The sequence below is a fragment of the Bradyrhizobium sp. Leo78 genome (assembly GCF_059512425.1).
Window position 1 is genome coordinate 1 of record NZ_JCAMOT010000318.1, and the last position, 346, is coordinate 346.

The following is a 346-nucleotide window of genomic DNA, read 5'->3' on the forward strand; positions in this document are numbered from 1 at the left end:
TGGATCAATCAGATCGAGCGCTGGTTCGCTGAGCTCACCAGAAAGCAAATCCAGCGAGGTGTTCACACCTCCGTCAGGCAGCTCGAGGCCGACATCCGTACCTTCATCGAACGGCACAACAACAACAACCCGAAGCCCTTCAAATGGACCAAGTCCGCAGACCAGATCTTGGCCTCTGTCAAACGCTTCTGTCACAAAGCTCAGCAGACATTATGTGGCGAACTTTAGATTCACGTGACTAGCGTGGAGCTCATTATTAGAACGAAACAGGAACATTCTTTCAAGTTACAAGTTGGGACCGGAGCCAGATTTTTTGGAGGTTCATCATGGCCGACAACACGGAAAA

1 pseudogene is annotated in these 346 nt (G+C 50.0%); it reads left to right on the top strand.

Annotated elements, in window-relative coordinates:
* Positions 1–228: pseudogene (locus AC5ZG1_RS44880) on the top strand (IS630 family transposase); the annotation flags it as partial.
* Positions 229–346 lie beyond the last annotated feature (118 nt).